The sequence below is a fragment of the Streptomyces sp. NPDC001135 genome (assembly GCF_053598395.1).
In genome coordinates, this window is the sequence record NZ_JBSFKD010000052.1 from 1 (window position 1) to 24,228 (window position 24,228).

The window sequence follows — 24,228 nt, forward strand, 5'->3', positions numbered from 1 at the left end:
CCTCACGGAACTCAGGCGTGTACGTCCGTTGCTTGGACCCCATGAACCTCAACTTCCCCTGCATTCACGGACTCCACGCTACGAGGGGAGGGACACGCTGACCGCGAACGCCTCGCCCGAGCCGGTGGTCCATGGCCGGACCATCACGGTCAAGGGCACGCTCACCCGCGCCAATTGGGAGACCCATGCGTACGCGGGCCTGAGCAACGTGTCGGTGAAGCTCCAGTTCCGCAAGTCGGGCACCAGCACGTACACGACCCTCAAGACCGTCACCAGCGGCTCCGGCGGAGCGGTGACGGCCACCACGACCGCGACGAGCGACGGGTACTACCGCTTCTCCTACGCGGGTACCACGGCCACCGGCGCCGCGACGTCGGCCAGCGACTTCGTCGACGTCCAGTAGGAATCCGGGACCTGCTTCCGGGACCAGGAACAGGGGAGCGGGGAACCCCGCCGTGGAGATCAGTCTCGGTCTCCCGGGTACGGTGTTCCTGTCGCGTACGGACAGATCACGTTGGCCTGCAATGGCGTCTGAGAATCGCGACCGATCGGCGGTGAAGGCCAGGAAGTGTTCGGCTTCGCGTTCGTAGCGACGGTGTAGTCGTCGACATCCACTTCGGTATCGGTGACGTAGTCGATGTGCGAGCGGCCAGAGTTGAGGCCGCCGACCACATGGCAAGGCGATCACCTCACTCCGGTCGACGCTGGCCGTCTCCCAGCGGCGCAAAGGGCCCGGAGCCGTCGAACTCGCCCGCCGCGCACGCGAAGCGCTGACCTGAGCTGCCCACCAACCGGCCGATGGACACCAGCGCGAGCGCCCTCCACCGCGTCGTAGGCGTCGATGCGATGATCCTGATCGTGGCGATGCCCGTGGTGGCCGGCGCCACGGTGTGGACCGGCAAGGGCGACGGCGACCAGCCGACCATGGTCGGCCCGGTCCTCACCTCTACCCTCATCAGCCCACTCACCACACCGCTGGTGATCGAGCTGCTGTCTCCGCTGCTCAGTGGCGGCTACGCCAGCTCGCTCGCCGCCAGTGTCCACACTGCGGGCGGTGGCTTCACCTTCGTCGGTGTGGTGCTGCCCTGCGCGGCGGGCATCCTGATCCGGCTCGCTGGTCCTGACGTACGTCAACGCCAGTGGCGCCCTCGGCTCCTTCGTCGCTCGGCCACGCCCGCTGCTGCTGGGCGCCGCGCTGGTCGTGGCGGCACTGGTCTGCCAGCTGTCGTTCGTGATCGGTCGCTGCGCGGCGCGGCTGCTGCGGCTGGACCCGCCCGCCGCTCCCTCGCTCACCCTCGCCTGCGGCATGAACAACAGCAGCGCCAGCGCCGTACTGATCACGGCCGTGCTCCCGGACAAACCACACCTACTGCTCCCGGTCCTCGCCTACGGCCTGCTCCAGAAGACAGCCGCCAACCGAGTCGTACGGGTCGGGCCTTCCACGGTGTTGCGTTCTATTGCCTAGAACCGCGTGGGAGGCGGTCTTGGCCATGGCATATCCCGCGCACCTGCGACATTCAACCGCGAGGGCGGAACGGGGTCGGGCCATCCAGGGGCCGCCTGGCTGTGCCTGCGCGCAGGGCCGGGTCCCAGGTCAGGGCTTCAGCGCGGCACGGATGAGAGCGCGCAGCTCATCGTCGGTGACGACCGCCATGTCCGTGGACCGCCGCCGAATGGTGGCCTTTCCGCTGCGGGAAATCCTCCAGGATCAGCCCGCTCACCCGGTCGAAGAGCGAACGGTGACCTGGCGCAATGGAGTCGATGTACTCCTGCACAGAGTCCATGCGACCCATTGTGTGCACAGAGTCCATGCGACCCGTTGTGATCCTCCCGCGAACACCGCTGCTGCGGGCTCGACCCCTCGCGCCCGACCGTCGCGGCCTTCGTAGCAGGGCAGGGCCGTGCGGCACCAGTGGACTGCTCCCGAACGTCAGGCGGCTGACCAGGGCAGATGGAGAACTGGGACGGGAGTATCTAGGGTCAGCACGTGGCTTTCATCATGGTGTGTGAAGACGACGCGGCGGTCCGCGGCGTCCTCAGGCGTGCCTTGGAGCACGACGGCCACACCGTCTCCGTCGCCGCCACGGCCGACAGCCTGCTGCGGCAGCTCGCACCGGCGCCCCATCTGGTCGTCCTGGATCTCGGGCTTCCGGACGCCGACGGCCGCGACGTCTGCCTGGCCCTCCGGGCTCGCGGCGTCGACGTGCCGGTGTTGATGCTCACCGCCTTGGACGGCCTGCATCACAAGGTGGGCGGCTTCGAGGCCGGTGCCGACGACTACATGACCAAACCCTTCGACATCCCGGAACTGCTGGTCCGCGTCCGGGCGCTGCTGCGCCGGGCCACCGTGGCGCCCGCACCGCGCGAGGTGGTCCTCGATCCGGCGAAGCACGTGGTGACCTACGATTCGGTGAGCATGAGCCTGACCCCGACCGAGTTCCGGCTGCTGGGCCGCTTGATCGCCTCGCCGGGCGACGCGGTACGCCGCCACGCCCTCATCGCTGCCGGCTGGCCGCACGGGGCGCAGGTCAGTGACAACACCCTCGACTCCTATGTGCGTCGGCTGCGGGCCAAGCTCGGTCCGCTGGGTGTGGCCGAGCGTCTGGCGACCGTCCGCGGCGTGGGCTACCGATGGCAGTGACGGGATTCCGTAAGCGGGTCGTCGCACTCACCGTGCTGATCGCCACCGCCGTGGTGGCGATACTGGTCGTGGTCTCGCACGTGCTGCTGAGCCGGGTGACGGACGCCGACGCGCACGATCTGGCACGTACGCGCGCCGAGGCGGTCGCGGCGAACGTCACCGCCAAAGGCGGCCGTGTCGTACTGACGGAGAACAGCAGCGAGGCGCTGGACGAGGTCGCCTGGGTGTATGCCGACGGCCGCCTGATCGACGGGAACGTGCCGCCGAGCATGGTCGATCGCGTCGAGGAGCTGGCGGACTCGGGGCGATCGCAGACCGCGTCGGTCGGCGACTACCTCCTGTACGCGCGGCAGGTCCCGATCGACGGCCACCACGTCATGGTGATCGTCCGGGTGGACCTCACGCCCTATGAGACATCCGAGCAGCGCAGCCTGACCTTGTCGCTGATACTGGGCGGCCTCGCGATCCTCCTCGCCGGCGGTGTCGCACACCTCGTGGTACACCGCGCGCTGCGGGTCGTGCACGAGATGGCCGCCCTCGCCGACGAATGGGGCCATCACGAACCCGGGCGCCGCTTCAACCTCGGGGTCCCACGCGACGAGTTCGGGGAACTGGGGCGGATCCTGGACCATCTCCTGGAGCGCGTCGACAACGCGCTGGCGGACGAGCGTCGGCTCACCGATGAGATCGCCCACGAGCTGCGGACACCGCTCACGGTCCTGCGGGCCGAGGCGCAGCTGGCGCAGCTGTCCGGCGAGCCGGTGCCGCCGGAGGCGGTGCTGAGCGAGGTCGACCGCCTCGATGCGGCGATCACGACGATTCTGCGCGCCGCGCGCGCACGGACGGACAAGGGGACCCGGTGCGATCTGCGCTCCGCCGCGCGGCAGGCGATCGCCGGCCGCGCGGTCGAGGTCGCGTTTGCCTCGAAGGTCGAGGTCGCCGTGGCGGCCGATGTGGCCGTGTCGCTGCTGTCGCCCCTCCTGGAGAACGGCCTGCGGCATGCGCGGTCGCGTGTGTGGATCACCGCGCGCACCCAGGGTGAGGCCATCGTGGTCGATGTCCTGGACGACGGCCCCGGATTCGATCCGGCGGAGGTCGACCGGGTCTTCGAAGCGGGTGTGACCGGCGGCGACGGGTACGGGCTGGGGCTCCCAGTGGTCCGGCGCATCGCTGCCTCGGCCGGTGCGGAGGTCCGCGCGATCGCGGACGGCCGCGGTCACGTCGAGGTGACGCTCCCGGCCGCCCGTGCAACCACGTAGTCAGGTTACGTGCAGATTCCCCGCGTAAACCTCCCTGCATGACAACGACAACGGAAGCACGCACGCGCAGCGGGCGGTTCATGCTCAACAAGGTCCCCGAGGTCACCATCTGGTTCTGGGTGATCAAGGTCCTGTGCACGACCGTCGGTGAGAGCTTCGCCGACTGGATCAACATGAAGCTGGGCGTCGGCCTGGTGAACACGGCCTGCATCTTCACCGCGGTGTTCGTGGTGGTCCTGGCCGTCCAGCTGCGGCTGAAGCGGTACGTTCCGTTCCCCTACTGGCTGACCGTCGTCGTTGTCAGCGTCACGGGCACCCTGTACACCGACATCCTGACCGACCAGCTGAACGTGCCGCTGTGGATCAGTTCCGCGGTCTTCTCGGTACTGCTCGCGGTGGTCTTCGGTGTGTGGTGGCTGCGTGAGCGCACGCTGTCGATCCACTCGGTCACGACGCTGCCGCGTGAGTCGTTCTACTGGCTCGCCGTTCTCGTCACCTTCGCGCTCGGCACCGCGACCGGCGACTGGACTCTGGAGCTGACCGGCTGGAGCCCGGGCGTCTCCGTGTTGCTGCCGCTCGGCCTCATCGCGGCGATCACGCTGTTGTGGAAGTTCGGCGCGAACCCGGTGCTGTCCTTCTGGCTCGCCTACATCCTGACCCGCCCGCTGGGCGCGAACATCGGCGACTGGCTTGCCTCCCCCAAGGTCGCCCAGCCGGGGGAACCGACCGGTCTCGCGCTGGGCACGTTCACCACCAGCCTGATCTTCCTCGGCCTGATCCTGGCGACGGTGGTCTACCTGACGGTGACGCGCTCGGACGTGACCGAGACCCACGAGGCGACCCACGCCGCACCGGCCACCAGCAACCCGGGCAAGGAGCGCGTCGCGCTGGCCGGCTTCGGACTGCTCGCCGTCGCCACCGCGGGCCTGCTGGTCTGGTCCCACGGCCAGCCGCACGTCGGCCCGGCGCCGGAGGAAGACAACACCTCCGCCGTCCAGATGGCTCCCGGCCAGGCGGTGAAGAAGTTCCCGCCCGCCAAGGTCGCCGCGCTGAAGACCCTCGCCTCCACCTCGCTCAAGGACGCACGCTCGGGGAACGCGACGGGCGCGCACGCGGCCGCCCAGTCGCTGCGTGACCTCTGGGACGCCGACCAGGCCTCGCTGCAGCCGCTGGACCAGACCGGCTGGACCTCCATCGACGCCCAGATGGACAAGATGCTCAAGACGTTCGGCATCGATCACTCGAACCCGCCGATGTCGCCCGCGCAGCAGGAGAAGGAACTGAAGGCCCTCCTGACGGACATGGGCTGACAGACCGCACAGCGCCGGCCGGCCCACCCGGCCGAGCGCTCGGCCGACGGGCTCAGTGTGCCGAGGCGGCGCGGAGAACCCCGCTTCCTCGGCACACGCCGGCGAGCCGCGGACCGCAATGCGGCCAGGGCCGCCTGCGGCAGCCCGGGCATGTCCGCAGACTCTCGTGGGGCGGTCACTGACCCGATGGCGTCGGCCGAATGACTGCAGACCCTACTGCGCGAACAGACGAGGGCCGGTCAACTCTTCGTCCCGGCCCCATCGGCCTAGCCGCAGCGCTCGAGGCGGTAGCCATGCCCTCGGAGCGTGGTGATGTGAGGCAACCGGCAGGGGCGGCCGGACTCCTCGGCGGCCTGGGTGAGACGCCGGCGCAGGCCGGCCATGGTGACGTCCAGGGTCTTGGACGTCCGGCACGCGGACATCCACGACCTGCCGATGCCCGACCACACCGCCGACCGCGCCCGCACCGACCGGGTCCTGCAGCACGTCGCCGATCCCTGGGCGCGCTCGGTGAGATCCGCCGGGTCCTGCGGCCGGGTGGGCGGCTCGTCATGGGCGAGCCCGACTGGGAAACCCTGGCCGTCGACCATCCGGACAGCGACCTGACGTGCGCCTACACCCGCCATGTGGCCGAACGAGTCGTCCGCAACGCGGGGATCGGCAGGCAACTGGCGCGCCTGGCGACCGAGAGCGGCTTCAGGGTGCCCACGGTCATCCCTGTCACCCCTGTCTTCCGGGACGTCCAGGTCGCGGACAAGATCCTCGGCCTGGAACGCACCACCCGGCGCGCAGTCGAGGCCGGCTATTTCAGCGACCGGGCGGCGGAAGCCTGGCTGAGCCATCTCACGCGGGGCCCCTTTCTCGCGGCGGTGACGTTCTACATCGTCGTGGCCGAGACGTAGTCGCCCGTGGCATGGCCGTGCTCGTCGCGGAGCTCGGGCGTCGGGGCGCAGCGGGTGTCATGCCGCGGGGTCCCGTCGGACGAGCACGAGGACGGCGGCGCAGGTGGCCAGGGTGACCGTGGCCACCTGCGCCACGATGCCGGTGCCGAGGTGGGCGGTCCCTGAAGGGTCGAAGAGGTGGGTCCAGTCCTGCCAGTAGTGCATGGGCAGGACGATTTGCACGGCGTGCAGGGCGTGCGAGCCGTTGAGGATGCCGGCTGCGATCACGAAGGCGACGACGGCGCCGAGGGCCTCGATTCCGCGGGGCAGGAGAAGTCCCAGGATGAACGCGATCGTTGCGATGCTCAGCATGCACAGCAGGCAGTAGCCGGTCGCCGACAGGACACGGGTGGCCGTCTCGCCGCCGGTGAGATTCGGAGCGCCGATGATGTGGAACGGGCGCCAGTCGTAGATCGCGACGCCGGCGAGCAGGCCGGCCGTCAGCACGCACAGGGTGGCGATCGCGGTCACAACGGCCAGAGCTCCGAGCTTGGCCGCCAGTAGGCGTGCTCGGCTCACGGGCGCGACGTACAGGTAGCGCAGGGTTCCCCACTCCCGGTCGGACGAGGCGATCGCGGCGGCCGGCAAGGCCACCATGATCGGCAGGAGCAGCGGTTCGATGAACGCCATGCTCGCCATGGCGTGGTTGAGCGCGGAGTAGGGGGAAGCGCCGAACAGGCCGGTCTGACGGCCGTTGCGATGCCCCGCCTCGGATGCGTACGAAAAGCCGGACAGCACCGGGACGGCGGCCAGGCAGGCAAGGACCACGAGCGTGCGGATCCGCAGGAGTTGGGTGGTCAGTTCAACGCGCAGCATGCTCGCCGGCTCCTTCGGTCATGGTCAGGAACGCTTCTTCCAGGGACTTGCTCTCCTGCTGCACGGACGTGACGCCGATGCCCTCCGTGACCAGCGCGCGTACCAGGTCGCGGGAGCGCACACCGGGGGCGGTGACGACGATCTCGTCCCGCTGCGTCGTAACCGTCGCGACGCCGGGCAGTGCGCGCAGTACGGCGGCAGCCTGCTCGGTGTCGTCGACCTGGAGGCGGTAGGTGCCGGCGGCGCCGAGCAGTTCGTCCATCGGTCCTGCGGCGATCAGCCGGCCGTGGTTCATCACGACGACGTGGGTGGCCAGTTGCTGCACCTCGGCGAGCTGGTGGCTGGAGACGAGCACGGCGGCCCCTCGTCGGGCCAGCTCTCCCAGGTACTCGCGCAGGGCCCGGACCTCGCCGGGGTCCAGTCCGTTGGCCGGTTCGTCCAGGATCAGCACGTCGGGCTTCCGCATCAGGGCCTGGGCCAGCATCAGCCGCTGCTTCATCCCCATCGAATAGCCCTTGACCTTGCGGTCGAGCGCCTCGCCGAGCCCGGCGAGATCCAGGGCGTCGTCCAGAGCGGGGGGCGGTCATGCCCGTCGTGTCGCCGACCACAGGAGCCGCAGGTTGGCCCGGCCGGTGAGGTGCGGCACGAACGCCGGGCCGTCGATGAGCACGCCGACCCTGCGCAGCACGTCCGCGCCCAGGCGGACCGGCTCGCCCAGGAGGCGCGCGCTGCCGGTGTCCGGGGACGACAGGCCGACCAGCATCCGCATCGTGGAGGTCTTGCCCGCCCCGTTCGGGCCGAGCAGCGCGCAGATCTGGCCGGCTTGCACGGTGAGGCCGAGCCCGCTGACGGCCTGCCTGCGGCCGTACCGTTTGGACAGCTCGCGGGCGCAGATCGCAGGAGTTGCTCGGTCGTGCGGTGTGGACGGTTGCAACGTCACCCCTTTCCCCGGTGCTTGTCCGGTCGTCGAAGGTGGGTGGCGACCCCGCGGCGGCGCGAGCCGGAGGAGTCGTTCGGGAAGCAGGCGAGCAGGAGAGCGGCTGTGACCAGGGACGTGACCAGACCGGCGCCGAGCGTGAGGGCGGCCAAGGCCGGTACGGACGTCAGCGTGCCCGTCGCGAACACGGGCCACAGTGCGTCACGGAACGCCGTCGCCACGCTGATCGCGACGCATCCGGCGACGGCCGATGCCTCGGCGATGCGGCGGGGCCGGGTGCGCGGCGGCCGGGCGACGAATCCGGCGACCGCGTTGCTGATCACGCAGAAGGCGAGGTCGGAGGTCGCCACGACGACCAGAAACCAGGCGGTGAGCAGCGGATCCGTCCAGCCCTCGCCGATGGCCTGCGCACCGGTGAGGGCCGCCGCGGCCAGCGTGCTCAACGTGACGAACACCGTCATCGCGCGACGGCGCACCCAGACCGCCGCGTCCGGGCCGACCCTGCGCCGCAGTACGGGAATCCGCCGGCAGCCGAAGACGGCGTCACCGAGCCAGTCATGCCGCCATGGGCCGGCCGGGCCGTGCCCTCGGTGGCCTCTCACGAGCAACACCGCAACCGCCACGGTGAGTACGGAGTTGACGACCAGCCCGCCGATCAGTACCGATGCCCATGTCCCCGAGGACGAGGCAGGCGTCCTGGCGACGACCGCGACCCACTCGGTCACGACCGTGAGCCCGACCAGCGTGACCATCGCCCCCGCCGCACGCAGCGTCTGCCGCACCCGGTCCGCGCCGCCCGGTGCCCGCCACGCGAGCAGCCGTAACGCGATCACCAGCGCGAGCATCGGCACCGTGAACTGAGCCAGGGACACCACCACGTCGTACGGGTCGTCCTGCCAGGGGCTTGCCGCCCTGACCGTTTTGTCCTGGGTCTCCAGCACCGTCCACGCCTCGAACACCCCGGCCGCGCCGAGGCTCGCCCAGACCACCGCCGAGGAAGCCCGGCCGTTCTCCTTCACGTGTTCCATGGCCCGCCATAGTACGCGTCTCGTACTACGTGACAAGTAGTATCGCGGTTCGTAGTATGTGAATCGAAGGAAAGGAGGCTCATGCACAGCAACGACGCCCAGATGCTCGTGCTCACCGTCCTCGCGGACGGCCCGCTGCACGGATACGCCATCAACACCGCGATCGAAGAACTCACCGGCCGCAGACTCGGACCCGGCAGCCTCTACGGCGCACTGTCCCGACTGGAGGGACGCGGGCTGATCCAGCCCGCGGACCAGGCGGCCGAGGCCCAGGAACGCCACCGCACCATGCGGATCACCGACGCCGGCCGCGACCAACTGCGCGCCGAGCTCGAGCAGATGGCCCGGATCTCCGCCGCCGGCCTGCGCGCGCTCGGGATCAACCCGGCATGAACGCGGCCACGTTCCTGACCCGGCTCTATCCGCCGGCCGTGCGCGAGCGATGGGGCGAGGACATCCGTCACGAGGTGTCCGCCTCCGGTATCCGTTCCTGGCCCGACACCCTCGCGGGGGCCGCACGGCTGTGGCTCCACCCCGGCGACTGGCCCGAGACGTCCAGCGGACAGACCCGCCGCGTGCTGACCGTCGCCCTGTTCGCCCTCACCGCGGCCACCGGACTGCTGCTGCGCTCGGCCGAGCCCTCCGCCACCCTCACGGCCGACATCCACCACCCCGCGGACAGCCTGTGGCTCGTCCCGCTCCTGATCGGCATCGTCCTCGCAGCGCCGCTCCCACCGACGCACGGCGCAGCTCTCCGCGGCCTGGCCGCCGTGGCGGTCCGCACCCTGGCCGCCCCGACCGCCGCGGTCGTCGCCCTGTGCCTGACGGCATGGAGCGGCACGACCGAACACCTCACCGGCTTCACCGACGCCGCCGTGGTCACCTCCTACTGGCTCACGCTCGGGTTCGTCGCACTCCGCCTGTGCGTCCTCGTCGCCCGCATCTCCCGCACCGCCACCCTGCCGACCACGCGCCGACTGTCCGCGGCTCTTTTGTGCATCGGCACTGGACTGACGCTCGCGGCGAGCCAGAACCTCCTCGCCGCCGTCCGCACCAGTCTTCACCCGGGCTCCCTGGCCGAGAGCACGGCACTGGGCCTCCTGGCCGCCACGGCCCTCAGCGCCGGCCACGACCTACGGCAGAAGAGGGCATAGTCCCCAGCCATTGGAGTGCGGCCGGCGCTCCGCGAACGTCGGGTGCCGGTATCGCTGAACCGTTCCCGACCTCTGACCCCTGACCCAGGAGTTGCCGATGAGCGCCGTGTCCCCGAAGGTCGTTGTCGTCGTGCCGACCTACAACGAGCGGGACAACCTGCCCGTCCTGGCCGGCCTGCTCGCGGACCTGCCGGTGGCGAACCTGCACCTGCTCGTGGTCGACGACAACTCGCCCGACGGCACCGGCGCGGTCGCCGACAAACTCGCCGCCCAGTCACCGGACACCGTCGGCGTGCTGCACCGCACCGCCAAAGACGGACTCGGCCGCGCCTACCTGGCCGGAATGACCCGTGCGCTGGACGAGGGTGCCGACGTCGTGGTCCAGATGGACGCCGACCTCTCGCATCCGGCCTCGGTGGTCCCGGCGATGGTCGACACGCTGCTGACGAAGGACGCCGCGGTGGTACTCGGGTCCCGCTATGTGGCGGGCGGCTCGACCGCCGCCGACTGGCCGTGGCACCGCAAGGCCCTGTCCGCCTGGGCCAACCTCTACGTCAACGCGATCCTGCGGCTGCACGTGAAGGACGCCACCGCCGGATTTAAGGCATGGCGGGCCGAGACACTACGAGCGATCGACCTGCCGTCGATCCGCAGCAACGGCTACTCCTTCCAGGTCGAGATGAACTTCCGCACCGTCAAACAGGGGCTGACCATCCTGGAAGTGCCCATCCGCTTCGAGGAACGCGTGCAAGGGACGTCCAAGATGAGCCTGGACGTGCAGCTCGAATCCGCACTCACTCCGTGGAAGCTCCGCTTCGGCGGCACCTCGAACTGAGACCTTGAGGCGCATGAGCTGGTGAGCCGCCACAGTCACTCGGCGGCGGAACCGTGAGAGAAGCGGCAGGCCTCTTCGAAGCGATCAAGCTTGAGGAGTACGCGGAGCGCGGATCTACATCAGCGCGGACATGTGCTCATGCTCGAACGGTGGCCGTGAAGTATGCACGCGACAGGTGGCTGGTTGTAGATCCCGCGCGTCGAGTCCTACACGCAAGCGGCCACGGTCAGAACGGTGCCTCCGGCGGAGGATCGGCCAGCACCGGGATGGTGGGGGCGGCGTGCCCGGCTGCAGGTACGTAGTGGCGGTGTGGATGAGCGCAAGTGTGGAGCGTGAGCGCTGGGAGCTGCGGGCCGGAAGGGGCGTGGGGCCGCTGCAGTTCGGGATGCCACCGGCAGAGGTCGCCGAGGCACTGCTGGTCTCCGAGCCGGAGGCACGCGTGGGCGGCCCGTACGGGCAGGAAGACTTTCCGGGCGGCGTGATGGCGTTTCACGAGGCGGGCCAACGGCCAACTTGCACGCGTCGCGCTGGATGCCGTGGCCGGTCCGCAGCTCTTCCTGGCAGACTTCCCGCTGGCAGGCAGCGATCCGGCGCAGGGCCATCAGTTCCTTCTGGACTACGCCGCCGAGCACGGGAACTGGGTGCTTTTTACCCCTGACGCATCGCTCTCCTTGACCGATCTCGGAATCCTCCTGCGTGAGCAGCGGCAACACTCATAGGCGGGCTGTCCCAGTGCTGGAGTCCTCAACCAGGACCGCTGCGTTCTGGATCCAGGGCGCAGAACAGCCAGGCCGCCATCTGTCACGGCTGAATCGGCCTGGCGTGCCCTGGTGGCGAGATGGATGCCCAGTTCGGCACGGGTGGGCGTCAGGTGACTTGGACGTCACGGTGGTGGTTGGTCGTGGCAGGGTCCTTGGTGGTGTGCGGGGTGTACGGACTGCTGGGTGATCTGCTGTCGCCGTGATTCAGCCCACACGGATCAGGACGGGCGCGGGTGCCGGCGCGGTGATCGCGGGTGTGCTGGGGGCCTGGGCCTCGCCGCTGATCGGTCCCTCGCCCCCACTGGTGACACCGCCTGCGAGCGGGCCGGTGGTTTTGGGTGGTTGTGCCGTGTTCGGGGCCTGTGCGAGTCCGGTGGCCCACAACTGGTCGACACGCGAGCGCTCGGCGAGGTTCGGGTAGCGGTCGGTGCAGGACGGGCCGGCGCTGCCGCCCGACATCAGCTCACTGCACGGCCCGCCGTAGTCGTCCGGCAGGCCCAGCACGTGACCGGTCTCGTGGGTGACGACGCGGACCGAGTCGTACTGCCGGCTCTGGGTGTAGTCGAGGAAGACGTAGCCGCTTCCGTGGCCGTTGGTGGAGGCGTAAGAACCGCGCGGATCGTTGCCCTCGCGGTAGGAGAAGTCGGCAGCACCGGTTGACGCCTCCTGGAGCTTGACGTTGGACTCGGAGCTGTTCCAGATCGAGGCCGCGCTCGCTATCTGCGAACGGAAGCTCGGTGCCTGGGAGGCGTTGTAGTAGACAGTCACCGACTGCGCGTTCGGCTGGGCGGCACGCTTCTCGGCGACGGACTTGAGCACGGCCTCGAAGAACGCCTTGTTGTCCGCGGCCGCCTCAAGCGACCCGGTGTACTGGGCCACGGAGGTACGGGTGGCACCGGACGGGGTGTCGGCCGTCTGGGCGCTGGCCGGCACCGCCGCGCCCAGCGCGTTGGATGCCAGACCCAGGCCGAGAGCGAGGGCGAGGAGTCTCGCGGACGTTCGGGACGACTTCATGGGGGGCTCCTACTCACTCGCTGACGCCGAGCGCCCGGTGTGGGGCCGACTCTGTGTGAACACCGGTTCCGAACTGCGGCGACGTCCTGTGGGTCGTCATTCTTAGAACGGCTTGACAGGGAGCGCAAAGGGTCGCCGCCACTACGTCGCCTCGTAGGTCCCGGGACCGCTCCAGAGCAGCGCACGGGTCTCCGGTCCGCACATGGCGGGCAGGGCAGAAAGCTGTCGCATCGTCAGAAGCCTTACAGCCACGGGGCAACGGGCGTGCGGGCCGACCGGGGGATTCCCAAGACGCGCGGCAGGATCCACATCCGGACCAAGACGGACAAATACCCAAATATCCGCCATAGCGCTTCTACTAAGCGTGCCGGTTTGTTGGCGGGGCGCTGTGACCGACGCCATAGAACGTGAGCTTCCGCCTTTTTCGCGCCCCACCGACCCCAGGGCGCCCCCGGGAGAGTCATCCTCGGTGGCCGCGCGTCGGTCGGTGGATCGAGGTCCCGGAGCGGGTTGATTCCTCGCCTCGCCAGGACGCGGTGGACGGTCGTCGGCGGCGAGAGTGACGCCGTGCAGCCGTTGTAGGTCGTCGGCGAGCCGGGCTGACCCGTGCTTGGCCTGCCGTCGCAGCGCCTCCACCAGGTCGGTGATGCCCTCAGGAGTACGGGCGGGGCTGGTGGCGAGGCGGGAGGAGTGGTCGAGCAGCCCGTTCTCGCCGTGCGCGCGCCAGCGGCGCACCACTCGGCCAGGCAGCGCCGGGAGATTCCGGCTTCCGCAGCGACGTGTGCGATCTCACCGCCGGCGTCGATCCGCAGGCACAGGCGCAGACGTCCTTCGGGTCAGTGGCGCGTTCTGATGTCCCCTGCTGGTGGCGCTCTTGGATTCGGTGGCCGCGTTCCTCGGGAGCCCTGGGATCCCAGGGTTCCCGCGTGAGCGGCTGTGTGTGGCGTCAGCGTGCGAACTTTTCAATGGCCGCCGGGGTGACGGGGGTGAAGAAGTTCACGAGGTGGCCGTCGGGGTCGCGGAACAGCAGCGACCGGTTGCCCCAGGGCATCGTGGTGGGCTCGCTGACGAAGTCGGTGACGAAGCCGGTCAGGTTCTGGTGAACGTGGTCCACGTCGTCGACGAGGAACTCGGTGATCACGCTGTGGTTGTCCGCCGGGCGGGCAGAGCCCGGGGCGAACAGCGGGACGGTGCGGGTGCCGGCGATCGCGAGGGTGGCGCCCGGGGTCTTGAGTTCGGCGAAGTCTTCGGTGGCCCACGTCGCCCGCACCCCGGTGGCTCGCTCGTAGAACTCGACGAGGCGCGCTACGTCGCTGGTGATGATGCGGATCGAGACGAAGTCCATGGGGATCTCCTTGGCTGTGTGGAGGTGTGCACGTCGCAGGCTAGGAGAAATAGTGGACAGAATCGGTCCTGTATTCGCGCTATGTTGTGCACATGCCTCGACCCACTGGCCGCGTGCTGACACTCCTGGAGCTGCTGCAGTCGGGCGGCACCCGGACGGTGGCGGAACTCGCAGATCGGCTCGGCGTCGAAGGGCGCACCGTGCGGCGGTATGTGCACCAGCTGATCGACTTGGACGTGCCCGTGGAATCGGTGCGTGGCCGCTACGGCGGGTACCGGCTCGCCCCCGGGTACCGCTTGCCTCCGCTCATGCTCAGCGACGACGAGGCGCTGGCCGTGCTGCTCGGCCTGGTCGCCGGCCGCCGGGCAGGGCTGACGACGACGCAGCACACGGCAAACGAGACTGCGTCGGCCAAGATCCGGCGGGTGCTGCCCAAGCACATCGCCCGCCGACTCGACACACTCCTGGAATCCCTCGCCTTCACGGACCAGCCCGGAGAGTTCGACACCCCGGACGCCGGGGTCCTGCTCACCATCGCCGATGCGGTGCGCCACCGCCGACCGGTCTCGATCCGTTACACCGACCGCGACGGACGGCGCAGCGAACGCACACTGCACGCGTACGGGATCGTCACCCATGCGGGCCGGTGGTACGTCACGGGCGCGGACGTCCGGATCGGCGAGGACCGAACCTTCCGGATCGATCGCATCGTAGACGCGAGGGCGCTGCCCGGCTCATTCGAAGCGCCGGCGGGTCCCGGTCCGGCACAGCGGGTGTTGTCAGGGTTCGCCACGGCTGAGTATCAGCATGAGGTGACCTTGCGGATCCACGGGACGGCTGAGCAGATCCGCGCCCATCTTCCCGCCAGCGTCGCGAGCCTGGAGGAGGACGGGCCCGCGGCAGACGAGGACCGGGCGACCGAGCGCTGGCTGCGCGTCGAGCTGCGGGCGGAGCGGCTCGACTGGTTGCCTCCGGTACTCGCCTCACTCGACCGGCCGTTCGTCATTGAGCGCCCCGATGAACTACGCGACCTCGTCAGCGAGTTCGCCGACCGCCTCGCGTCCTACGCCCGCCAAGCCTGACAGCGGGGAACCAATGTCATCAGATAGATGGCACAACATCGTCGCCCTGTACGGCACGACGATGACGCCCGAGCGGGTCAACCAGGCAATCGACAGGTGCCGAGAGACCTCCGACGTCATCAACACGATCAGGCTGTACTTCATGGTCGACGCCCCCGGCGAGTGTCCGCAGGACCGGCTCGCGATCGCCGACCGGGCCCGGGAGATCCGCGAGTGCCTCAGCCGGCCGGACGCGTCGGTCATCGTCACATCGCATCAGTTCATTGCCCGAGCCGGGGACCCCAGCCCAGCGGCTGCCCATGACTGACCCGGTCCTCAGAGAGGGCTACGTCACGCGGATCAACGCGGTGCCCGGTACACGGAACCTCAGTTTCGAAGGCCACGTCCACGCGCTGCGGACGCTGGGCGGGATCCCGCGGACCAAGGTTCGCTACGACGCCTCAAGGCAGCCGTGGCCCGCGTGTTGGGGCTGAGCCGGGCGAGGGTGGAGACCGACCGCTGGATCGCATTCAAGTCGCACTACGGCATCGACAGCTTCTACTGCCGTCCAGGGATTGAAGGCGCCCCTGAGAAGGGCGGCGTCGAGGGGCAGATCGGCTGTTTCCGTCGAAGCCACTTCGTTCCCGTCCCCGAGGTGTCCTCGCTCGCCGAGCTGAACGAGATGGTCGAGCAGTGGGACCGCCAGGACGACGCCCGCTGCACCGGGTCCTCCAGGCTCAAGACGGTCGCAGAGTACTTCGCGCCGGACAGCGGCTGCTGATGCCGCTGCTCAAGGAGCCGTTCGAGACCTGGCGGATGTTCACTCCGCGGGTCGACCGCTACGGCCAGATCCGGTCCGCACGAACCGCTACTCTGTCCCCATTCCGGCTGATCAGCAAGCGGGTCCGAGTCCTCCTGCACACCTCCCACCTGGTGGTTTACGACCAAAACGTGGAAGTGGCCCGACACGAGCGACTGATCGCCAAGGGTGCTGTCCGCCTGGAACCGGACCACTACCTGGAGGTCCTGCTCCGCAAGCCCGGTGCCTTCCCCGGCTCGACCGCTCTCGAACGGGCCCACTCGGCAGGGAAGTTACATCCCAGCCCGGCACGCCTGGTGGGCCCATGCTAGGAAGGTCCGCGGTGAGCGGGGCGGCACGCGCGCGCTGATCGAAGTGCTGCTGCTCGGCAGGAACATGCAACACGAGCACGTCGTCGCCGGCCTGGCCGCGGCCCTTCGGGCCGGGTTTATGACGGCCGACGTCCTCGCGCTGGAGGCTCGCAAGGCCGCCCAGGCTGAGACCGAGCCCACACCGGATGCCCGGGTCCCCGGCCAGCCGTCGGCGACGGTGACGTCACCGCACGAGTGGCGCCTCGCGCCCCGTCTGCCGGACAGCAGACCTCTGCCCTCGGTGGCCCCCTACGACCGGTTGCTCCGACACCGCCGGGCAAGCGGCGGTGTGACCGCCGAGGCGGAGAAGCAGCCGCAGCAGAGGGCAGGTGGAGTCGATGGCGGCGTCGGCGGTTGACCTACCGCGGCTTCCCCGCCGAGTTACTCATGGCCGAGTGCGACGACCGGGCCCGCCGCCGCTCGGAGAGGCGTATCAAGGCGGCGAACTTGCCCCGCGAGGAGTCCATGCGGACCGCCTGGGACGCCTCAGGCGCCAACATCCTGGACGCCGGCGGCCCCGGGATCGGAACAGTCGGTGCCGCACCTTCACTTCCATGTCGTTCCGCGGTGTATGGGCCACGGAATCTCGACCTTGCCGGCCGGACGGTCCGAACACCGCTTGACCGACGACCCTGCCGCGAGGCTTGCCGCGTTCCTGGCACGGCAGCAGCATCACAGAAGTTGCGCCAGAGCCTTTTCCCAGAGCCCTATTCGGAGTGCGCCGACAGGTGGTCACCGGCCGAGGTGTCGGCGCTGGAGACCGACGCTCGGGCCATGGCCCATTGATCGAGGAAGACGAGGCGGTGGGCGTCAACACCGAGGTCCCGCGGCTGATCGAGGCGATGGCCGACCGCTCGTTCACCACTGGACACGGTGCAGAACGGCATCTCGTACTGATCGTAAAGTGCGGCATACCCCGTAACGCCTGACTGGCCGCCAGTTCAGGGACGAACTGGCCGGCATTGTGACATTGAAGAAGTCTTGAGGCACCATCTGCCATGCTGGTGGACGAGCGGGCGGTGGTCGGCTGGGCTGGTCGAAGGTCGCCTGGGGACGGGGCGGCGACGGTATGTCGAAGGAGAACACGGACCACGCGAACACCGACGGCGGCGACAGCGGCCGCACGGCACAAGCATCGAAATCGTCGGAGGCATTGACCCGCACGGTACTTCCCGCGGTGCCCCGGCAATCGGCCGCCTGGGGCAGATTCCTCACCATCAGCGCGTGGCCGACCGGTGCCGTCGGCGCCGTCCTGGCAGCCGTGGCCCTGCAGCGCTGGCAGGAGACAAGACGGCCCGAATGGGCTTTCGCCGCCGACGCGGGCGAGAGGTGGTGGTACCCGGCGGCGGCCCTGGCCGGCGCCGTCGCCGTGGGAGCAGTCCTGGTCGTCATCTACCGGGCGGTCATTCTGCACAGACCTCCCACCGGGAAGGCGTTCGTTCCCGTGCGGCTGTTCCTGGCGATCGCCGCTTTCAATGCGGTCAACAGGCACTGGGGGGACGACCTTTCGGTGCCCTGGTGGGACTTCGACCTCCTGATTCCCCTGGCCTCGGCATCCGGGTACACACTGCTGTCCGGCTCCCGGCAACTCGCCGTGCTCGGGCGACAGCACCTCTCCGAGGTCATCCAGTCACCCAAGGACCTGCAAAGCGGCGCCTACTCCCTCTACTTGAGGTCCTTCGAGGACGACCTCGCGCGCACCATGCTGGAGCAGACCGAGCACAGGGCTCCCGGACCGGGCGCCGTGCTGCCGGACCTCCGTCTGTCCGGCCTCACGGAGGAAGAGCAACTCGCCGAGGCGCTCAAGCCCGTGGCACCGATGGTGGCCGTGGGCCGCCCCGGGGAGAGGCTCCCCCTTGTGGGAGCCCGGCGGATGTACCTGCCGATCGACGACTGGCAGGAGACGGTGCGCGACCTGATGGTGCGGGCCCGACTGGTGGTCATCGCGGTCGGTCCCGGTGCCGGACTGCAGTGGGAATTCTCGGAGGCGGTACGGCTGCTGCCCGCACGGCGTCTGCTGCTGCTCGTCCCGGACCGGGAATCCTACGTGCAGTTTCGCGCCGCGGCTGGCGCAGCCCTCGCCGAGGCGGCTGGAGGCTCCACAGGAGAGGCCGTTCGTGCCCCCTGGCCACCTCCGGCGCTGCCGCCCTATCCGGAAGGAGAACCGGCCGACAATCTCTCGCTGAGGGGCGCGGTCTACTTCGACGACGGCGGGAGCCCGCACTTCCTCTTCTTCGGGAGCGACAAGATCTGGGGGACCCGGCACCGCGACCGGGTGCTGGGATCGGTCAGAAGGAAACTGGGCCCGGTGCTCGACCGGCTTCCGGTATGGGAGCCCTGGAGCCGCCCGGAGGAGTCGTCACCCGGTCAACGGGATTGCGGGGTATGAGCGTTACCCGTTTGCCGGAATCGATCCGGCCGCAACGGGTGTTCGGCCATGATGAACGCATGGCCGGCATCGACGACAGGCTCTGGAACGAGGGCGTCAGCCCGTCGGACTTCTGCGACGACACCGCCAAGTACCAGGCGACGATACTGGAGCAGTACAAACTGTGCGTCGAGATGGCTGACCGGGTCAGTTCCCGGCGCAATCTCACCAACACCTTCTTCCTCACACTCAACACCGCGGTCGTCGGCGCCCTCGCCGCCGGGTCCGGCGTGGGTTGGCCGCACTCCTCCGCATGGGTCCTGGTGGCAGGCCTGCTGATCCTTCTCGCCCAGTGCCTGGCCTGGTATGTGATGGTGCGCTCGTACCGGCAGCTCAATGCGGCCAAGTACGCGGTGATCGGTGCCTTCGAGGCGAAGCTCCCAGCCTACGCGTACTCGCGGGCGGAGTGGGGCGCGCTCGGCGAGGGACGCGACTGGCGCACATACACGCCGCTGACGCACGTGGAGCAGTGGGTGCCGGTCGTCTTCGCCCTGTCGTACCTCGTTGCCTTCGGGGCCGTGGTGACGAGGTGAGCCCACCGTCCGGCGGCAAGGACGGTGCCAGGGCCCGCGGTGGATAGGATCCCCCGGTCGAGGTGAAGGGGACGGTCCATGACAACCATCGCGGTGACCGGGCACATGGATCTGGCCGCTGACGGCGTCCCTGCCATCCGCGCCGCCCTCGACGGGCTGCTCCGGCGGTACGCCCACGACGGCGCGCCCGTCGGCGTCTCGTGCATCGCCGAGGGTTCCGACTCGGTGTTCGCCCAGTCCGTACTGGCCAACGGCGGACGGCTGGTCGCGATCATCCCCTCCCGCGACTACCGCCGCACCGTGGTCGGCCCACGCCACGCGCCCCTCTTCGACCACCTCGTCGAAGCCGCCGACGAGGTCGTGGTCATGTCGCACGAGACGGCGGACCGTGCTGCCTACGACGCCGCCAACGCCGCCCTCCTGGAACACGCCGATCGACTCGTGGCCGTCTGGAACGGGGAGCCGCCCAGCGGAAAGGGCGGGGGCACGGCGGACGTGGTGGTCCGGGCACGGGCGCAGGGACTGCTCGTGGACGTGGTGTGGCCGGACGAGGCCCGTCGGACCGGCTGACCACAAGGCCCGGCACGCGGTCGAGTGTGGCATCAATCGCCGCACAATACGTGAGCCTTGGCCACCAGGTACGAACAGACTCGCGGTCCGCTACGGGACTCCCGTCCTCGTTGCCGGCATCAGCGAGTGGTGGTGAGGTACTGGTCCGACGACAACTCGAACACCCGTACTCGCCGGCCGCAGGTGGGATTGACGGTCTCACGGACCGGGTGCATCCCCAGTTTGGTCATGATCCGTTCGGAGGCGTCGTTGCCGACTTGAGCGATGCTGACGATCCGCTCCAGTCCTCGCTCTTCGAACCCGAACCGGACAGCGACCGTAGCGGCCTCGGTGGCCAAGCCCTGCCCCCAGTGGGAACGTCCCAGCCGCCAGCCGACCTCAACCGCCGGCAGTACCTCCGGCAAGAAGTGGGGCACCGAGAGGCCGGTGAACCCGGCCAGCTCGCCAGTGGACCGGATCTCGACGGCGAACAGGCCGAAGCCCTGTGAGTCCCACTCGCTCTCCCATGCCTGGATCCCGCTCCGAGTCTGCTGTTCGTCACGGACGCTGCCGTCACGGATCCACCGCATGACCTCGGGATCGGCATTGATGGCAGCCATGGGCGCAAGGTCTGCCTCGCGCCAGCGACGCAGGATCAAACGGGGAGTCTCAAGCGTGATCACCCGATCATTGTGGACCAGACATGGGCCGCGTCGGTTGTAGTTGCTGGTGCGGGCTGGTGTTGTCGTCTTCGGCGCCAGGTCGGCCAGTGCAGGATGTGCTCGACGGGTGTGCAGCGGCGGTCGGTGAGACGGGTGATCAGACGTCGTATTCCGGCGACGCTGAGGGGGATGAGCGAGAGGATCCGGTTCTGCTTGCCCGGCATCCAGCTCGCGGATCTTGTTCCCGAGCTTCGCCCTGGCCCGCGACTGGCGCTGCAGACGCGCGGTGTCGACTCTTGGGCGCTCGGCCGCTGGGGTGCCGTCGTCATGCACCGAGACCGGGAGCCCGCCCCCGATCAGGCCTCGCGTCCGATTCCTCATGCCGCGCCCCGTCCATAATCGGCGTTCCGCGGCGCGGGTGACAACGTGGTGGGTAGTCTCGTACGGGACTTCGCCGGGCGGAATCCGGTGCAGTCGTTACGTCCCGTCGGGGGAGGGGATGGCCCCATGTCCGGAACGAAGCCAGGCAGTTTGCACGGGGAAACCGGAGCGCGGGCCGTCGTCCTGCGGCTGTGGCGCAACATCGGCTGCTTCGGACTCGTCAACCTCGCGCTGCTGCTGTTCATCGCTGGGCTGGTCGCCGACGGCGGCCCCATCCTCCTCCCGTTACTGTTATTGACGCTCTTCACGGTCGGCGTGCTCAGGATGGTGTGGCTGCTGCGCTTCACACTGCGCATCCGCATCAAGGAGATCGGCGAAGTCGTACCGGACCTGGTCGCCTCCGGCGCGCGGTACTGCCTGATCCTGCGCCCCTTCGGGTCCGCCGGGCACATCATCGTGCGCAGCGGCAGGGGACGGCGGTCCCTGGCCCTGGGCGGGATGAAGGTCACCTCCACCATGGAGCAGGTGATCTCGAAAGCCTGGTCCGACGCGTTCGCCTCCGAGGCGTACGCGGTGGTCGACCCCGCCCTCGCCCTGGCCCCCGGCGGCCTCGTCTACATGCGGGCCGCGCACACGGCTTGGAAGGAACCGGTCGGCCGGCTCATCGAGGCCGCACACTCCATCGTCCTGATCCTGCCGCCGCACCAGGAGATCCGCACGTCCACGTGGTGGGAGGTGCGCAAGATCATGGAACTGCAGCGCCTGGAGCGTCTCACGGTGGTCTTGCCCCCGTATGACGTGAAGGGAAGCGGGCACGCGCAGGCGAGAAGAGAGCTGTGCAAGCTCCTTGCGGTGGTGGAGGACCCGCTGTGCCTCGTCCACCTCGCCGAGGGCACCGATCCCGTCATCAACAGCGAACGTGTCAACTACTACGAGCGCAAACTACTGCCGGCCAAGACGCTGGGCGTGCATTTCTTCAAGAACCAGGGCGGCGTCTTCCAGCACCGCGACGGCGGGCCCGTCCTGTTCAGCTTCAGCACGGGGGTCGACCGCAGGTCCCTGATCCTGCGCAGGAAGAGCAAGGTCAGCGAATCCACCTATCGGCCGCTGTTGCTCGCGGCCTACCGGTCGGATGCGGAAGAACTGCCCTGAAAGGGCGTCAGACCCCGAGATGTCGTACGACCGCGCACTGCATTCGACTGGACGGCTCGACCCGCGTGGCGGAGACCCGGCTGCGGGGCTCCGTCCGTCGACCTGTGGCCCCGATGCCGGTGGCACGTAGCCGAATTCACCGTGCACCACGCTGAAGTATCACTCGCCGAGTGCGCCACCGGCACCCCTGGCCGGGCCGCTGCATCGCTGGTCCTCGCGCAGCCCGGTCGTGAGGAGCGACGACGCATCCGCCGTCGGTGAAAGCTCCGGCTGAAGGCCGCCCTCTCGGATGTTCCAGAGGCGGCCAGATCAGCAAAATCCATCTCGTCGCCGACCGCGGGTGCCGACCGCTGGCGTTCATCCTGACCGCGGGGCAGGCGGCTGAGCGGGTACCCGGGGCCTGTCGGCCGCCCCCGCACCCGGCCGTTCCCATCCCGAGGACTACTTCTCGCGCAGGTTCTCGACCTCGGCGGCCAGCACAGCCATCTTGCGCACGTGCGTGTAGTACCTGCTCGCGTACTCGTCGTCTATCACCGGGAGAACCTTGTCGAACACCGCCACCAGCTGCGTGAGGGCTGCGCGGTGCTGTTCGGCGAGAGGTCCCTTGAGAACGCTCGTCGCGTAGCCGTAGGCGTCCGCGTCGAGCATCACCATGTCCTCATCCTCGATGTCCAGACCGCGGAAGCCGGGCGGGAACGGCATGGTCATGTGCTCGGCCGTCATCCGTGAGAGCGCATCCAACTTCTCTTTGAACATGTCGGCGATCATGCCAGGCACACGCAGGCATCCAGGTACGGTCCGCGTCACTGGATCGGACGTCACGGCACATCCGAACGCGCGCAGACCCAACCCGGTGAACCTATGCGGTCACAGCACTAGCAGACAGCGGTTGCCCGGCGGCCAGTCACCGCAGACCGGCGGCGCGGGAGTCGCGCCGATGACTTTCCGGCAGTTGTGCGGTCTACCCGTGCCGCGGGAGCAAGGGCGGCTGGTTCGACCAACGCGCCTACCTTTTCCACGGCCCCGTCACCCGTCGCCTTGATCAGACTCCGGCTCCGCCCATGTCCCGCCAGACAGGGCCTAAAGGAGGCTGAGTGCCTGCATCGCATCGCGTTCGATGCGCGAGAGGTCGTGGAGGATGGAGCCGGCCTGTGTGAGGTTGTTCGCGTCGCCGGATTCGCCTGCTGCCGCGACGAGTGCGGCCACCTGTGTCCAGAGGGTGGCGGCCTCGGTATACAGGCTGTGGCTGGTGCGCAGGTGGCTGCTGCGGATCAGTTGGGCGCACTCGGCGAGGAAGTCCCGGTAGAGATTGCGGAACAGAGCGCCGCCGGTGCCGGCCCTCTCCATGAGGACGGCGGCCCGTGGCAGGTCCTCCTGCGGATTGTCGCTGCGCTGCAGCCACGTCGGCACTTGCTTGGCGGTCTTCTGGATGCCCCGGTGGCCCAGGTTCGCGATGGGCGGGTTCAGGAAGGCGTCGGCGCAGGTCTTGATCGCGGGGATGATCCGGTCCTGCGGTGCCTTCAGGCTACTGGGCACTGTGATGGTGAAGGAGCGGTGCTTGGCGGTCATGGGGCCGCGCTCGGCCCTGGCCCTGGCCAGGCTGGCGAGACTGGTGGTGACAGCTCCGCCCTGCGGGTCGGTGTCCACCAGGTAGGCGTCCTGTTCGTCGTAGCCGTACATGGCCACCACGTGGCCGCCGAAGTGCACCTTGGTGCTGAAGTAGTCCAGGTGGTAGCTGTCGAGTTGTAGCCCGACCGGCCGGCCGACGTCGATGGGTGCTGCTACGTTCTGCCAAGCCTTGCGCGGGGAGGTGGTCTCCTCGACCAGCAGCTCAAGCCCGAGTGCGGCGGCCAGGTTCCTGGTGACCTCGAACGGCTTGACCCGACCTCCCAGGAAGGGGAAGCCCATGCCTTTGCTGTCCCAGTAGATGAAGGACAGCCCGGAGCCGAGCCCGAACAACATGGGCTCGGACAAGTCGAGTCCCTCGTGCCGTAGCAGCACGCCCAGCGCCGTCGTCTCGCAGTGCTGCATACCGCGGGCCTCGATGTCTGTCACCATGGTCATGCCGCTCATTCTCCTCCCTCACCTCACGTCGATCCTCCCGGCAGTGCCGGTGTACTGGTGCTGGGCGCCGACGGTGTGCGTGCCCTTCTGATCGATCTTCTCTGTCTGGACGAGTTCGGTTACCTCGACCTGGACGAGAAGAGCGCGAAGCCGCTGTTCCAGATCTTCACCGAGCGAGAGGAACGCA

General features: G+C 68.9%; 29 protein-coding genes and 8 pseudogenes. 25 read left to right on the plus strand and 12 right to left on the minus strand.

All coding sequences use genetic code 11. The annotated features are described in order from the left end of the window. A pseudogene (locus tag ACWC94_RS39315) lies at positions 1 to 403 on the plus strand (hypothetical protein); the annotation flags it as partial. 147 nt (positions 404 to 550) lie between these two features. Here the strand turns inward: ACWC94_RS39315 and ACWC94_RS39320 are convergent. Further along, positions 551 to 640: pseudogene (locus tag ACWC94_RS39320) on the minus strand (IS5/IS1182 family transposase); the annotation flags it as partial. A 37-nt stretch (positions 641 to 677) separates the two neighbouring features. Between ACWC94_RS39320 and ACWC94_RS39325 the strand changes: the two are divergent. After that, a pseudogene (locus ACWC94_RS39325) lies at positions 678 to 779 on the plus strand (tat (twin-arginine translocation) pathway signal sequence domain-containing protein); the annotation flags it as partial. A gap of 58 nt (positions 780 to 837) precedes the next feature. Continuing rightward, a pseudogene (locus ACWC94_RS39330) lies at positions 838 to 1,465 on the plus strand (sodium-dependent transporter); the annotation flags it as partial. A gap of 166 nt (positions 1,466 to 1,631) precedes the next feature. On the opposite strand, the gene ACWC94_RS39335 reads toward ACWC94_RS39330, so the two are convergent. Beyond that, complete coding sequence (locus ACWC94_RS39335) at positions 1,632 to 1,784, minus strand: hypothetical protein (protein ID WP_450802201.1); 153 nt, start codon at positions 1,782 to 1,784, stop codon at positions 1,632 to 1,634. Positions 1,785 to 1,987: 203 nt separating this feature from the next. Here ACWC94_RS39335 and ACWC94_RS39340 point away from each other — a divergent pair, with 203 nt between their 5' ends. From ACWC94_RS39340 to ACWC94_RS39350, 3 genes are read left to right on the plus strand one after another with little or no spacing between them, the layout of a single operon-like run. Beyond that, on the plus strand, positions 1,988 to 2,641 hold the full coding sequence (locus ACWC94_RS39340; RefSeq protein ID WP_450802203.1) for a response regulator transcription factor: 654 nt from the start codon (positions 1,988 to 1,990) through the stop codon (positions 2,639 to 2,641). Next, complete coding sequence (locus tag ACWC94_RS39345; protein WP_450802204.1) at positions 2,632 to 3,900, plus strand: sensor histidine kinase; 1,269 nt, start codon at positions 2,632 to 2,634, stop codon at positions 3,898 to 3,900. The genes ACWC94_RS39340 and ACWC94_RS39345 overlap by 10 nt, the downstream gene beginning before the upstream one ends. A 38-nt stretch (positions 3,901 to 3,938) precedes the next feature. Beyond that, a complete protein-coding gene (locus ACWC94_RS39350; RefSeq protein WP_450802206.1) occupies positions 3,939 to 5,210 on the plus strand; it encodes a COG4705 family protein in 1,272 nt (423 codons plus the stop codon). Positions 5,211 to 5,476: 266 nt separating this feature from the next. On the opposite strand, the gene ACWC94_RS39355 is transcribed toward ACWC94_RS39350, so the two are convergent. Then, the gene (locus ACWC94_RS39355) at positions 5,477 to 5,677 is read right to left on the minus strand and encodes a hypothetical protein (protein ID WP_450802289.1); all 201 of its coding nucleotides are present in this window, start codon (positions 5,675 to 5,677) and stop codon (positions 5,477 to 5,479) included. Here ACWC94_RS39355 and ACWC94_RS39360 point away from each other — a divergent pair. Together ACWC94_RS39360 and ACWC94_RS39365 are read left to right on the plus strand one after the other, a co-directional pair. Further along, complete coding sequence (locus tag ACWC94_RS39360; protein WP_450802207.1) at positions 5,592 to 5,816, plus strand: hypothetical protein; 225 nt, start codon at positions 5,592 to 5,594, stop codon at positions 5,814 to 5,816. The two genes, ACWC94_RS39355 and ACWC94_RS39360, sit on opposite strands and share 86 nt — an antisense overlap. Further along, positions 5,762 to 6,112 carry a hypothetical protein gene (locus ACWC94_RS39365; RefSeq protein ID WP_450802208.1) on the plus strand — a complete coding sequence of 117 codons (351 nt, stop codon included), beginning with the start codon at positions 5,762 to 5,764 and terminating at the stop codon, positions 6,110 to 6,112. Before ACWC94_RS39360 ends, ACWC94_RS39365 begins: the two co-directional genes overlap by 55 nt. 57 nt (positions 6,113 to 6,169) lie before the next feature. Here the strand turns inward: ACWC94_RS39365 and ACWC94_RS39370 are convergent, their stop codons facing one another. From ACWC94_RS39370 to ACWC94_RS39385, 4 genes and pseudogenes are all read right to left on the minus strand, one after another. Beyond that, positions 6,170 to 6,967: an ABC transporter permease gene (locus ACWC94_RS39370; RefSeq protein WP_450802209.1), complete on the minus strand. Its 798-nt coding sequence runs from the start codon at positions 6,965 to 6,967 to the stop codon at positions 6,170 to 6,172. Then, positions 6,954 to 7,262: an ATP-binding protein DrrA1-3 family domain-containing protein gene (locus ACWC94_RS39375; RefSeq protein ID WP_450802283.1), complete on the minus strand. Its 309-nt coding sequence runs from the start codon at positions 7,260 to 7,262 to the stop codon at positions 6,954 to 6,956. Before ACWC94_RS39375 ends, ACWC94_RS39370 begins: the two co-directional genes overlap by 14 nt. 45 nt (positions 7,263 to 7,307) lie before the next feature. After that, a pseudogene (locus tag ACWC94_RS39380) lies at positions 7,308 to 7,907 on the minus strand (ABC transporter ATP-binding protein); the annotation flags it as partial. After that, positions 7,904 to 8,932, minus strand: a complete 1,029-nt coding sequence (locus ACWC94_RS39385; RefSeq protein WP_450802211.1) for a hypothetical protein — start codon at positions 8,930 to 8,932, stop codon at positions 7,904 to 7,906. The gene ACWC94_RS39385 and the pseudogene ACWC94_RS39380, both read right to left, overlap by 4 nt. 81 nt (positions 8,933 to 9,013) lie before the next feature. Between ACWC94_RS39385 and ACWC94_RS39390 the strand changes: the two genes are divergently transcribed. From ACWC94_RS39390 to ACWC94_RS39405, 4 genes are all read left to right on the plus strand, one after another. Next, entirely contained in the window at positions 9,014 to 9,325 is a 312-nt protein-coding gene (locus tag ACWC94_RS39390; protein WP_450802213.1) for a helix-turn-helix transcriptional regulator, read from the plus strand. Next, positions 9,322 to 10,086, plus strand: coding sequence for a hypothetical protein (locus ACWC94_RS39395; protein ID WP_450802214.1), 765 nt, complete (start codon positions 9,322 to 9,324; stop codon positions 10,084 to 10,086). The genes ACWC94_RS39390 and ACWC94_RS39395 overlap by 4 nt, the downstream gene beginning before the upstream one ends. 97 nt (positions 10,087 to 10,183) lie before the next feature. Then, positions 10,184 to 10,921, plus strand: a complete 738-nt coding sequence (locus ACWC94_RS39400) for a polyprenol monophosphomannose synthase (protein ID WP_450802216.1) — start codon at positions 10,184 to 10,186, stop codon at positions 10,919 to 10,921. Between the two features lie 536 nt (positions 10,922 to 11,457). Continuing rightward, the gene (locus tag ACWC94_RS39405) at positions 11,458 to 11,640 is read left to right on the plus strand and encodes a hypothetical protein (protein WP_450802217.1); all 183 of its coding nucleotides are present in this window, start codon (positions 11,458 to 11,460) and stop codon (positions 11,638 to 11,640) included. Positions 11,641 to 11,886: 246 nt separating this feature from the next. Here ACWC94_RS39405 and snpA read toward each other — a convergent pair whose 3' ends face one another. Further along, a complete protein-coding gene (gene snpA, locus ACWC94_RS39410; RefSeq protein WP_450802219.1) occupies positions 11,887 to 12,696 on the minus strand; it encodes a snapalysin in 810 nt (269 codons plus the stop codon). Between the two features lie 946 nt (positions 12,697 to 13,642). Next, the gene (locus tag ACWC94_RS39415; protein WP_450802221.1) at positions 13,643 to 14,041 is read right to left on the minus strand and encodes a VOC family protein; all 399 of its coding nucleotides are present in this window, start codon (positions 14,039 to 14,041) and stop codon (positions 13,643 to 13,645) included. Between the two features lie 92 nt (positions 14,042 to 14,133). Between ACWC94_RS39415 and ACWC94_RS39420 the strand changes: the two genes are divergently transcribed. The 10 genes and pseudogenes from ACWC94_RS39420 (at position 14,134) to ACWC94_RS39465 (ending at position 19,803) form a co-directional block, all read left to right on the plus strand. After that, a complete protein-coding gene (locus tag ACWC94_RS39420; protein ID WP_450802222.1) occupies positions 14,134 to 15,123 on the plus strand; it encodes a helix-turn-helix transcriptional regulator in 990 nt (329 codons plus the stop codon). A 13-nt stretch (positions 15,124 to 15,136) separates the two neighbouring features. Beyond that, positions 15,137 to 15,430, plus strand: a complete 294-nt coding sequence (locus tag ACWC94_RS39425; protein ID WP_450802224.1) for a hypothetical protein — start codon at positions 15,137 to 15,139, stop codon at positions 15,428 to 15,430. Positions 15,431 to 15,607: 177 nt separating this feature from the next. Further along, positions 15,608 to 15,883, plus strand: a complete 276-nt coding sequence (locus tag ACWC94_RS39430; protein ID WP_450802226.1) for a hypothetical protein — start codon at positions 15,608 to 15,610, stop codon at positions 15,881 to 15,883. Further along, positions 15,883 to 16,233 carry a Mu transposase domain-containing protein gene (locus ACWC94_RS39435; protein WP_450802228.1) on the plus strand — a complete coding sequence of 117 codons (351 nt, stop codon included), beginning with the start codon at positions 15,883 to 15,885 and terminating at the stop codon, positions 16,231 to 16,233. The genes ACWC94_RS39430 and ACWC94_RS39435 overlap by 1 nt, the downstream gene beginning before the upstream one ends. Positions 16,234 to 16,297: 64 nt before the next feature. Continuing rightward, positions 16,298 to 16,630: a hypothetical protein gene (locus ACWC94_RS39440; RefSeq protein ID WP_450802290.1), complete on the plus strand. Its 333-nt coding sequence runs from the start codon at positions 16,298 to 16,300 to the stop codon at positions 16,628 to 16,630. Then, a pseudogene (locus ACWC94_RS39445) lies at positions 16,624 to 16,743 on the plus strand (IS21-like element helper ATPase IstB); the annotation flags it as partial. The gene ACWC94_RS39440 and the pseudogene ACWC94_RS39445, both read left to right, overlap by 7 nt. A gap of 311 nt (positions 16,744 to 17,054) precedes the next feature. Then, entirely contained in the window at positions 17,055 to 17,201 is a 147-nt protein-coding gene (locus ACWC94_RS39450; protein WP_450802229.1) for a hypothetical protein, read from the plus strand. A 248-nt stretch (positions 17,202 to 17,449) separates the two neighbouring features. Then, the gene (locus ACWC94_RS39455) at positions 17,450 to 18,661 is read left to right on the plus strand and encodes a hypothetical protein (RefSeq protein ID WP_450802230.1); all 1,212 of its coding nucleotides are present in this window, start codon (positions 17,450 to 17,452) and stop codon (positions 18,659 to 18,661) included. Positions 18,662 to 18,720: 59 nt separating this feature from the next. Next, positions 18,721 to 19,233 (plus strand): RipA family octameric membrane protein, encoded by a 513-nt coding sequence (locus ACWC94_RS39460; protein WP_450802232.1) that lies wholly within the window; start codon positions 18,721 to 18,723, stop codon positions 19,231 to 19,233. Positions 19,234 to 19,311: 78 nt separating this feature from the next. Beyond that, positions 19,312 to 19,803 (plus strand): hypothetical protein, encoded by a 492-nt coding sequence (locus ACWC94_RS39465; RefSeq protein WP_450802234.1) that lies wholly within the window; start codon positions 19,312 to 19,314, stop codon positions 19,801 to 19,803. Positions 19,804 to 19,922: 119 nt separating this feature from the next. On the opposite strand, the gene ACWC94_RS39470 is transcribed toward ACWC94_RS39465, so the two are convergent. Continuing rightward, a complete protein-coding gene (locus ACWC94_RS39470) occupies positions 19,923 to 20,462 on the minus strand; it encodes a GNAT family N-acetyltransferase (RefSeq protein ID WP_450802285.1) in 540 nt (179 codons plus the stop codon). A gap of 489 nt (positions 20,463 to 20,951) precedes the next feature. Here ACWC94_RS39470 and ACWC94_RS39475 point away from each other — a divergent pair, with 489 nt between their 5' ends. Both ACWC94_RS39475 and ACWC94_RS39480 read left to right on the plus strand, forming a co-directional pair. Further along, the gene (locus ACWC94_RS39475) at positions 20,952 to 21,977 is read left to right on the plus strand and encodes a hypothetical protein (RefSeq protein WP_450802236.1); all 1,026 of its coding nucleotides are present in this window, start codon (positions 20,952 to 20,954) and stop codon (positions 21,975 to 21,977) included. A 219-nt stretch (positions 21,978 to 22,196) separates the two neighbouring features. Then, positions 22,197 to 22,403 (plus strand): annotated as a pseudogene (locus ACWC94_RS39480) (hypothetical protein); the annotation flags it as partial. Positions 22,404 to 22,418: 15 nt separating this feature from the next. Here the strand turns inward: ACWC94_RS39480 and ACWC94_RS39485 are convergent. Further along, entirely contained in the window at positions 22,419 to 22,733 is a 315-nt protein-coding gene (locus tag ACWC94_RS39485) for a hypothetical protein (protein WP_450802238.1), read from the minus strand. Between the two features lie 324 nt (positions 22,734 to 23,057). Next, on the minus strand, positions 23,058 to 24,041 hold the full coding sequence (locus ACWC94_RS39490) for a BtrH N-terminal domain-containing protein (RefSeq protein WP_450802239.1): 984 nt from the start codon (positions 24,039 to 24,041) through the stop codon (positions 23,058 to 23,060). A 75-nt stretch (positions 24,042 to 24,116) separates the two neighbouring features. Here ACWC94_RS39490 and ACWC94_RS39495 point away from each other — a divergent pair. Further along, positions 24,117 to 24,200, plus strand: a pseudogene (locus tag ACWC94_RS39495) (hypothetical protein); the annotation flags it as partial. Positions 24,201 to 24,228 lie beyond the last annotated feature (28 nt).